This window comes from Succiniclasticum ruminis DSM 9236 (genome assembly GCF_900112895.1).
Lineage (GTDB): Bacteria > Bacillota > Negativicutes > Acidaminococcales > Acidaminococcaceae > Succiniclasticum > Succiniclasticum ruminis.
The window spans coordinates 41167-51110 of record NZ_FONL01000014.1; the positions used below are offsets into that span (position 1 = coordinate 41167).

Annotated in this window: 9 protein-coding genes; 2 read left to right on the plus strand and 7 right to left on the minus strand. The window is 48.9% G+C overall.

All coding sequences use genetic code 11. From position 1 onward, the window contains the following. Positions 1-91: 91 nt before the first annotated feature. The 6 genes from BM159_RS09250 to BM159_RS09275 form a co-directional block, all read right to left on the minus strand. Complete coding sequence (locus tag BM159_RS09250) at positions 92-877, minus strand: HAD-IIA family hydrolase (RefSeq protein ID WP_177205992.1); 786 nt, start codon at positions 875-877, stop codon at positions 92-94. A gap of 123 nt (positions 878-1000) precedes the next feature. Next, positions 1001-1996: an extracellular solute-binding protein gene (locus BM159_RS09255; RefSeq protein ID WP_093913963.1), complete on the minus strand. Its 996-nt coding sequence runs from the start codon at positions 1994-1996 to the stop codon at positions 1001-1003. A 233-nt stretch (positions 1997-2229) separates the two neighbouring features. After that, positions 2230-3282: an ABC transporter ATP-binding protein gene (locus tag BM159_RS09260; protein ID WP_093913964.1), complete on the minus strand. Its 1053-nt coding sequence runs from the start codon at positions 3280-3282 to the stop codon at positions 2230-2232. 113 nt (positions 3283-3395) lie between these two features. Further along, entirely contained in the window at positions 3396-5075 is a 1680-nt protein-coding gene (locus tag BM159_RS09265; protein WP_245763698.1) for an ABC transporter permease, read from the minus strand. Positions 5076-5278: 203 nt separating this feature from the next. Continuing rightward, a complete protein-coding gene (locus BM159_RS09270; protein WP_093913965.1) occupies positions 5279-6331 on the minus strand; it encodes an ABC transporter substrate-binding protein in 1053 nt (350 codons plus the stop codon). Between the two features lie 260 nt (positions 6332-6591). Beyond that, a complete protein-coding gene (locus tag BM159_RS09275; RefSeq protein ID WP_093913966.1) occupies positions 6592-7692 on the minus strand; it encodes an FkbM family methyltransferase in 1101 nt (366 codons plus the stop codon). A 191-nt stretch (positions 7693-7883) separates the two neighbouring features. On the opposite strand from BM159_RS09275, the gene BM159_RS09280 reads away from it, so the two are divergent. Together BM159_RS09280 and BM159_RS09285 are read left to right on the plus strand one after the other, a co-directional pair. Further along, entirely contained in the window at positions 7884-8276 is a 393-nt protein-coding gene (locus BM159_RS09280) for a metal-dependent transcriptional regulator (protein WP_093913967.1), read from the plus strand. Between the two features lie 273 nt (positions 8277-8549). After that, on the plus strand, positions 8550-9572 hold the full coding sequence (locus tag BM159_RS09285) for a sirohydrochlorin cobaltochelatase (protein ID WP_093913968.1): 1023 nt from the start codon (positions 8550-8552) through the stop codon (positions 9570-9572). A gap of 139 nt (positions 9573-9711) precedes the next feature. Here the strand turns inward: BM159_RS09285 and BM159_RS09290 are convergent. Continuing rightward, the coding region (locus tag BM159_RS09290; protein ID WP_177205971.1) for a transposase at positions 9712-9944 on the minus strand (233 nt) is incomplete at its 5' end.

The following is a 9944-nucleotide window of genomic DNA, read 5'->3' on the forward strand; positions in this document are numbered from 1 at the left end:
CACGACGGCAAATTTCATCTCATTAGATTTCGCAAACGCTCACGATGTTTTGCTTAGAACTTTTCCCTTGCTGTATCTTCTGTGCAAACTTTTACAAATACTTCAATATCTCTTTCGCATGGGGCAGGATAATATCCGGCTTCACCGGACCCCGCTCCACATCTTCCAGCGTTGCTTCCCCGGTCAGCACCAAAATCGAAAGAATGCCGTTATCTGTCCCGAACCGGATATCCGTCATCAGCCGGTCGCCCACCATGGCGATCTCTTCTTTTTTCAAACCGGTTCGTTCCATCACCGTATCTACCATATATCCGTAGGGCTTGCCTGTAATATATTCCGGGTCTTTGCCCGTAGCGGTTTTGATGCAGGCCAGAAAAGCACCCGTGTCGGGAATATACTCCCCGCCTTCGATGGGGCACCGCACGTCCGGATGGGTCGCAACGTAAGGCACGCCCCTGTCAATGAGACGACAGGCAATCGTCAGTGTCTCATAGGTCAGGGTCTGGTCAAACCCCACCACCACTAAATCCGTTTCATCCTCCAGACGGGAAGAAAGTGTAAATCCGCCTTCTTTAATGGTGGCTTTCAGTTCCGGCGTACCCAGTACAAAGAGTCGCGCCCCCGGTTTACTGTGTTTCAGATGACTTACCAGCGCATCCGAAGAAATCAGGATGTTGTTTTTTGTCACCGGCACGCCCATGGAGTTCATCTTCTTCACATAATGTCCGTGATCTTTGGAGGAATTATTGGTAACCAGATAGTATGAGCGCCCCGCTTCTTTCAGCCTGTCAAAAAAGCCTTCCATGCCGGGAATCAGTTCCATGCCCAGGTTGATGGTACCGTCCATATCAAACAAAAAACATTTTATCTGTTTCAACCGCTGTAAATTACCTGTCTTCATCTATGGATCCTTTCCGCAAAAGATTCGCCCATTCTTCTGTAAACATATGATTTGTTAAACCGGCTTAAATGCCGGTAACCATACAACTTATCCGTCCGGTTACTTTGCATTGATCCATTCCCGGATCAGCGCCTGCTTTTCCCCTGCCATCCAGCGAAGGTCATCGTTGGGAACAGTCCCGATATCGCCATACTTGTTTTTGTCATTCAGCGCATCAGCCAGCGGGTTCATCCGGTAATCACGCATAATCTGCAGCGCTTCCTTTGACAAAAGATATTCCATGAGACGCTCCGCCTCTTTACGCTTTTCCCCGTTTTTCAGGATCGCAACCGCCGTAATCATATTTTTATTCCCATCCCGCACCGGAACGGCATATAAAAACGGATGTTCCCTTTCCAGGGCCAGAGCATGACGCAGTGACATGACCGCCACTGCCTTGTTCCCAAGATACACTTCGTATCCTGCCTTTGCCTCCGTCGGCAGATACAGTACCTGCTGTGTACGCAGACTGCCCGCAAACTGCAGCGCGGCATCCCGGCCCCGCAGCTGCCATAAAGAAGTAATCAGCCCGTAGGGCGGTCCCCCGGTCGCCGGGTCGGCCATAACGATTTCATTGTGCAGTACCGGCTGCAGCAGTTCGTCCCAGGATGACGGCGGCTCGATTCCCAGCTTCCGCATATTGTTCCGGTTGCTCAGCAATGCAATGTAGTCGATGGACAGGGGAACCCACCTTCCGTCACGGTCCATGTACTGCGGCGGAATATTGGCAGCGCCCCGGGGCAGATACGGAACCAGCATATCGCGTTCTGCCGCCATGTAATATTCCTCGGCAGAACCGCCCAGCCATACGTCCACTTTGCTGGCACCCAGCAAATCCAGGCGTTGGGATAAGGACGTCGCAACCAGGGGATCAAATTCCACTACAATCCCCGTCTTGTTGGCAAAATCCTCCATAAGGGCTTCCGAGAGATTCCGGTTCATGCTGCTGCAGACCCGGACGACTCCTTCCGCAGGCGGATCCTGTTTTTGCGAACCGCAGCCCGCCAGAAGCAGCAGGCACAACATCGCTAAAAGTAAAACATAAAACCTTTTCATATCGATTTCTTAACTTTCCTAACATAAGTGTGCAACATTACAGATGAATTGACATTTCAAACCGCAATGAGTTAACAATTTGATTACACTGCCGGATAATACTCCGCATTCCCTTACAGCGGCAATACTATCCCGTAACAGCATTATACCATAAAAAACAGGGCAGTAACGTCTCTTTTGTTACTGCCCTGCTGTTATTATGGGATTGGAACTCAATAAATCATTCGCTTTCTTTACTCATCTTTGGCAAAGGACATCACATTATCAAAATCCAGGTACACGGTTTCCCCGTCCTTATACTTTTCGTATTCAGCGCCTTTCTGGATCACACGGACGATGTGGTCTTTTACCTTGACCCGGTAATCCACGCTGTCGCCCATATAGAACCGATGATTCATGACGCCTTCCACCATGCCCCCGGTCTTGGAGAGGGTAATCTGTTCCGGACGAACTGCCAGTACTGCTTCCCCGACCAGTTTTTTCGGGTTCGGGAAGGAAACGCCCTCATACCCCTGCATAAAAATCCGATCGCCTTTCGCCGTAGCCGGAATAAAGTTTACCAGTCCGATAAAGTCAGCTACCATCTGGTTGGCAGGTTTTGTATAAATGTCATAAGGCCTGCCAATCTGCTGCACCTTGCCCATGCTCATAACCACAATCCGGTCAGACATGGTCATGGCCTCGCTCTGGTCATGGGTTACGTAAATGACGGTAATGCCCAGTTCTTTCTGGATGGCGGAAATTTCAAAACGCATGCTTTCCCGCAGTTTTGCATCCAGGTTGGACAAAGGTTCATCCAATAACAGCAGACTGGGTTTGGCTACCAGAGCGCGGGCCAGGGCCACGCGCTGCTGCTGCCCGCCGGACAGCTGGCTGGGCAGACGCTCCCCGTATTCTTTCAGATGAACCAGTTCCAGCATCTGCATGACCTGCTTCAGCCGTTCTTCTTTGGGCACATTCTGGATCTTCAGCGGATAGCCTACGTTATCAATTACATTCATATGGGGCCACACGGCGTAACTCTGGAACACCATGCCGATGCCGCGTTTTTCAGGTGCCATAAAATAGCCCTTTTCCGCATTGGAGATTTCCTGATCCCCGATCATGATTACGCCTTCCGTAGGCTTTTCAAAGCCGGCGATCATTCGCAGCGTGGTAGTCTTGCCGCAGCCGGACGGACCCAGGAACGAAATAAACTCGCCGTCCGCCACTTCAATATTAAAATCCCCTACCGCAGTCACATTGCCATACCGCTTGTATATATGATGAAGCTTTAACTCTGCCACGTTACTCTTCCCTCCGTTTCACAGCTTTAAATAATTCTCTCATCCGTAAGTACCGGTGGCGCACAACGTGCCGCCTCCGGAATCTGCTCCCGTAATTCTCCGGGCAGCACTTTTTAAATGCTTACCTTTCCTTTCGTCACTTTATTCAGAATAATGTTACCGATTAAAACAATCAGCAGGATGATGACCGAAAGAACGGAAGCATTCTGGGTATCCGCATAGGTCTGCAGTTCGTACAGCAGCACGCCGAGCGATTTCGTATCCGCGCCGTACAACAGGTTGGACATGGTCAATTCGTAAAAGCTGGGCATGAATATCAGGAACCAGCCCGCCACAATGGAAGGAGCAACCAGCGGCATGATGATATCCTTGCAGGTACGGATCCAGCTGGCGCCGGAACTCAGGGCCGCTTCTTCCAGGCTGATGTGCACCTGACTTAAGGACGCGGCGATGGTACGGACGCTCATGGTCATATATTTAACGAGATAGGAAACGATCAGGATCCACATTGTGGAATACAGGTTAAGGCCATAATTCCCGGAGAATGTGACAATCAGGGCCAGGGCGATAACGATGGAAGGGGTAGCGCCCCCCAGCACCACCAGCAGGTCCGGTATGCTGCGGCCGGTAATATTCGTCTTAACGGAAAGATAGGCAACGAACAGGGCCAGCACAGTACCGATACAGGCGGCCACGATACCGTAACCGATGGAACGCCATACGCTTTCCATATACTGGGAACTGGTTACTACCGGTATCCAGGCGTCAATGCCGAAATTATCCAGCGCCAGTCCCTTGGACATACTCACCAGGAACGAGGTTACAACAATGGAGGACAGCGGAAGGATCACTGCGATGAAGGCATAGCCTGCCACCACGGCAAAGGCCGGCCATTTCCATTTTCCCAGCTCCACCATGTTGGGGCGGGTACTTTTTCCGCTGATGGTAGTATAATCTTTGTGGCTCAGCATCCAGCTCATGAACATCAGCAGGCCGTTGGCTACCACCATCATGGAAACCGCAAGGGCCGTGGCGTCACGAATGCCTTTATCGTCACCCATATACAGGAACGTAACGATACGGGTCGTCATCACTTCGATATTGCCTGGCATGCCTACGATCGCCGGAATACCGAAACAGGAAGCCGCCGCGATGAATACCAGCAGGCCGCCGGCCACGATGGACGGCATCATCAGGGGCAGAGTCACATCCCACAGTGTTTTCAGCGGCGAAGACCCGGAAATCCGGGCCGCTTCTTCCAGGGTGGGGTCCATTTTTTCCATGGCGCGGGAGATGGTAATGAAGGCGAAGGGTGAATAGAACAACGTAAGCACCCAGGCCAGTCCGCCCATGGTATATATATCGAAAGGCGCCTTCTGCAACCCGAAAATAAATTTAAGAAACTCATTCAGGTACCCGACGCTTGGATTCAGCAGCTGGACCCAGGCGATGGCGCCCACATATGGCGGAATCATATAACTGGCAACCAGGACCGTCCGGAAGGTTTTCTTTCCCGGCAGATCCGTACGCCCCACCAGCCAGGCCAGCGGGAACGTAACAATAACACTGGCTACCATGACGATCAGCGAAAGCTGAATCGTATTGGTAAGGGCTTTCCAATTTACCTTTTTACCATAAACATCTTTGTAATTACTGATATCAAACACACCGTTGATGAACAGGCTGTCGTAAATCAGCACCAGCAGGGGCATAACAATAAAATACAGCAGCAACAGCACAGAGATAGCAATTACAATAAATTTACTATCGAGGCGGGGCAAAGATTTTTTCACTTTCGCTCCTTTCCCCGGTTCTTCCGGTGAGAGTCGGGAAACTACTGAGCAGTTCGTCAGAAGCTTTTCCGAAAAACAGAAATACGTCCTGAATCAGCGCTTCTTAAGGAATGGGAAATCAGGGACCGCCAAAACGGCCCCTGATCAGCTTCCTGTCAACTCAGATTTTTATAATGTACCCGTGTAATTCTTTTGTTAAGCCGTTATTCCATAACATTGGTACGGAATGCTTCTTTGATTTTGCCTTCTTCAAATGCCAGTTTTTCCCAGTCGATCTTAATGGCATTCTTGTTCAGGTCAGCCAGTTTAATGCCGGCGCCGTTAGGCGGATTTACGTCGCCACGTACAGAATGCATCCAGCCGGCGGTAACGGCCTTCTGTCCTTCAGGGCTCAGCCACCAGTCAACCAGTGCTTTGGCCGCTTCCGGATTCTTGGTATCCTTGAAGATACCGATTGGCGAATTGATGATGATGCAGCCTTCTTTCGGATAGCATACAGCCAAAGGTTCTTTCTTGGTTTCCTGCAGTTTCAGGATGTTTTCTTCCAAAATAACGGCAGCCATGTATTCGCCGGTCAGCAGTTTGTTCTGGATAGCGGAGTTGCCTTCTTCCACCCGCAGGCCATTGGCTTTCAGCTTCTTGAAATAATCCCAGCCGAATCTGGAATCGAGGGCCATGGCGCCAACCATTACATAGGCCGTACCGGACAGCATCGGGTTCGGCATGGCGATTTTGCCTTTATATTTCGGTTTTGTCAGGTCTTCCCAGCTGGTCGGAATGTCTTCTTTGGCCAGTTTATCCTTATTATAGGCGATAATCATATTGTTAACACGGACCGGCAGCCAGGCGCCGTCCGGATCGCTTGCCAGCACAACGTCTTTAAGCTGCGGCGATTTGTAGTTCATCAGCAGGCCCTGTTTCTTCAGTGCCAGATAGTAAGACGGATCGGCAACCATCAGCACGTCCGCGCCGATCTTTTTCGCTTTGATTTCGCCGGCAATCTTGGTCTTCAGTTTTTCCGTGCCGTTCTGGAACCAGGTTACTTTCAGGTTGGGGAACGCTTTGGAAACGTTCGGTTTGCAGAGCTTGTCCACGATATCAGGATAGATGGAAGTGTAAACGCTTACTTCTCCTGACGGACCTTTTTTCGCGTCAGCAGCCGGCGCGGCCGCTTTTTTGTCGCCGCCTCCGCAGCCTGCAGCCATCACAGCGGCCATAGCCATTAATGCAGCAGCGCCCAAAAGTTTTTTGTTCATAGCTTAATCTCCTTCTTTCCTTAAAAATTTTTTCTATGAATGTGCGGACTCCCTCTTTATAAAAAATACTAGAAGAACTCCGGCAAGGCCCGCTTTAGCAAACACTACTTGAGTATTTTTTCGATATCTTGTTAATTATTCCTGCTTACAGTGGTATGCTTTTTTCTTTTATTTTACCATAAAATCGTAATAATTACATCTTTTTTACAACTTTTCACCTCTAAGCAGGTCCTGTCTTTCTCCGGCCACGCGGATGCGGCTTATTTTGCGAAAATATTAATCTCCCACGCGGGCACATAGGGATGTTTCCGCAAATAAATTTTATAATCCGGCTGCAGTTCCCATAAAAGCAGGGGCAGGGCAAAGATATCCTCATCGTGATGATATGCCGCAATCAGCAGTTTCGGCAAAACTCCGTTACAGTCCGGTACAAGATGCTGCGCCGCCCCCGTAAGAGCTTCTTTCTCCACGCCTTCCACGTCAAACTTCATATAATCCGCATGGTCATTACCTAAGACGGAATCAACAGAAACGACATCAACCTGTTGTGTTTTTATCTTTTTATGCCCGGAAGGCTTCCGGAACGTTGACTGCCGGCCCCCGTTTCCGTTCAGTTCCAGTAAGCCGCATTCGCTCCACACGCCCGCCTGCAGGCTACTTACAGCATTCAGTCCGTTCTGCCGGATAAATTCCGTCAGTTTCCTGAAATTTTTCGGATCCGGTTCCAACGCAACTATTTTTTTATAACGATGCCCTGACAGGTTCAAAAACTCTTTAACCGTATCACCGTCATAGGCCCCTGCGTCAACATAGGTTTCCTCTTCCCCAAAAGAAAAGAGTTCCTTCAGGTCATCGTCCCGCTTTGTCGTACATTCCTGCAGGTAAGAAAGTTTTCCGCTTAGTTTGTAATTTAATACTGCAGCAAACGTTTCCCGGGAAGCAACGTCCGCCAGCCGGTCATAAACTGTCTGCAGTTCTGCTTCATATTTATGTATCCATTCCGGCGTAACCGTCTGGTCGCCGGAAAAAACCGGCACATGAGGCGCATACGTTTCATGGACTTCTGCCAATTTATAAAAACGGTCCAGCACTTCCGGCAATTCACTGGCAAACGCAATCAGCACAATCACGTTTTCCCGGAGCGCCAGCAGTTCGCTGTATTTCCGTACCGTAAAACCATGGAACTGCTGTCCCCTCACAAACTCATCACTGGCAAAAATTCCGGAAACGGCAGTCCCGTTTTTCTCCAGACGGGCTATCACCTTATCTGCCCCGTCACCGGTTCCATATAAAACGACCGGCTTCCCCACTGTTTTTAAATAATCCCAGAGAGTATTCTCTTCCTTTACAAAAGGCAACATGACATCTGACCATCCTTGTTGTTTCCGGCTATTTCTATTATATTACCATTATACCACCATACCAGGGAAGCGTACATGGTTCCGCCGTATCTCCAAACTCACAGTGCCGGTTGCGTTAAACGTGTTTCAATGTTACAATTTATTAAAACCTGTTAATAATAATCCATCTGAATTATGAGGAGGAAATAATTATGGTGCTTCTGGAATCCGGTGAGAACTACCTGGAAACGATACTGATACTGCAACAGCGTAACGGTAACGTCCGCTCCATCGACATCGCCACTGAAATGAATTTTTCCAAGCCCAGCGTATCCCGTGCCATGAGTATCCTGAAAAAAAGCGGTTATATCATTATGGAACCCGACGGGCGGATCGTGCTGACGGAAAACGGCCTGAAAAAAGCGGCCTCGGTTCTGGATAGACATAAAACGCTCACTGTCTTCCTTTCAGAAATCCTGAATGTTCCCCAGGACATTGCGGAAAAAGATGCCTGCCGGATTGAACATATCATCAGCCCCGTAACCTTCGCCGGCATTAAAAAAATGGTAGCGGACCAAAAGAAGAAATCTTCTTCTGCAAAGTAGTACTTTATTTAACATACTGTCCTGCAGAACTGCAGGGAAACAGATTCATACTGTTTCCCTGCAGTTTTTGTTTTTTATCTGTAATAAGGTTGTTCCTTAAAAATTTTTGATTTTATTAATATCATTTACTATTAGTATTGCTTTTTTACTTAAAAAGATTTATAATTTCATTAACCTTAGACCGCAAAACTGTGACTTTCCTGGTTCGCAGATTTGCCGGCCGCAATAAAATACCTTTATTTAAAATTTTTAAAACGAGAGAGGTAATGCAAAATGAAAAAGTTTGGCAAAATGTTAACTGCCGCTGCGCTGGCAGCAAGCTGCCTGGCTATCTCCATCCCCGGTTACGCTGCTTACAGCCTGAGCGAAGAAGTAAAAGCTCCGACCCCTGCCTTAAAGCAGGCTTCTGAAATCGGCGTTCGCTCTTACAGCAACCCCGCCTTGCAGAATCTGCCTGACAAAGACGCTATGGTAGTTATGTCTTTCGGCACCACCATGAAAGAAACCCGCGACAAAACCATCAACCCGACCATCGATGCCATTAAGGCAGCGCTGCCCGGCGTAAAAGTGGTTACCGCCTACACCTCCCATATCATCATCGACCGTGTAAAAGCCAATGAAGGTCTGGAAATCCCCACTCCGGAAAAAGCCCTGGAACAGCTGAAGGCTGAAGGCTATACCCGCATCGCCCTGGCCACACTGGACGTAATCCCCGGTATGGAATACGAATACAAGACTGCTATCTACCGTCTGTATCGCGATAACTTCAAGAAAATGACTTTCGGCACCCCGCTGCTGTACTGGCAGGGTCAGGAAGAACAGCCGGACGATGTAAAAGATTTCGCAGAAGCCATGTCGACCCAGTTCCCGAAATTAGGCAAAGCAGACGCTGTTCTGGTTATGGCCCACGGCACGCCCCATCCGTCCAACGCTTACTACTCCGTAGTACAGGACCGCTTCAACAGCCTGAACAAAGGCAACATCCATGTTTACAGCGTTGAAGGCTGGCCTTCCCTGGGTGACGTAATTCCGAAACTGAAAGCGGAAAAAGTTAAAAACGTAACCCTGATGCCCATGATGATGGTTGCCGGTGACCATGCCAACAACGATATGGCTGGCGATGAAGAAGATTCCCATAAATCCATTCTGCAAAAAGAAGGCTTCAAGGTAACTCCGTACATCCATGGCCTGGGCGAAAACGCCGCAGTTCAGAAGATGTTCGTTGCCCATGCTCTGGAAAGCTGGAATGCATTAAAAGGCGAAGCCAAAGAACAGAGCACCGGCATGCAGCATTGATTCCGGATTTACCCTTTCGCGCAAAACAAAATCGCTTCCACCCCTTCAAGGGGTGGTTCGCTTAGCCCTATAAGGGCCCAACACAGGCCAGCGCCTAAATGACGCTGGCTTTCACTTTGTTCAAGCCGCAGTGGTATGACTACTTGCTACCCTTAAAAGGGTCTTCGTATTCTTTACTGAATAACGAATCTTCCATTTGATCCATCTTATCCTGTTCCCGGATATATTTCTGTATGGTTTGCGCATTCAGCCCTACCGTACTAACGTAATATCCGGTTGCCCAGAATTTTCGATTTCCAAATTTATATTTCAGATTCGCATGTCGTTCAAATATCATCAGTGAACTTTTTCCCTTTAGATACCCCATGATAT